The 281-nt window shown below is 34.5% G+C and carries 1 protein-coding gene; it reads left to right on the forward strand.

Annotated features, from left to right (window positions below):
* The coding region (locus R0J87_RS19600) for a glycosyltransferase (RefSeq protein WP_498888341.1) at nt 1-281 on the forward strand (281 nt) is incomplete at both ends.

Here is a 281-nt window from a genome sequence, read left to right on the forward strand (position 1 = left end):
CAAGAATGTCATAGATGCCATCCGTTCGTTTCAATTTGTGATAAAAGAAGTACCAAGTGCGAGGCTTGAACTCTTTGGTTCTGGTCCTCAAGAAAAGCAGCTAAAACAGGAAATTAAAAAATTAAATTTAGAAAAGAATGTCTTTTTGAAAGGGTTCACTCAAAAACCTGATGTTGAATTTAGAACAGCTAGAATGTCTATCTCTACCTCTGTCTTTGAAGGCTGTCCATTATCTATCATGGAATCAATTGTTAACAATTGCCCTGTGATTACTTATAATT

The organism is Halomonas sp. SIMBA_159, from assembly GCF_046536035.1.
In the GTDB taxonomy this organism is placed as follows: domain Bacteria; phylum Pseudomonadota; class Gammaproteobacteria; order Pseudomonadales; family Halomonadaceae; genus Vreelandella; species Vreelandella venusta_A.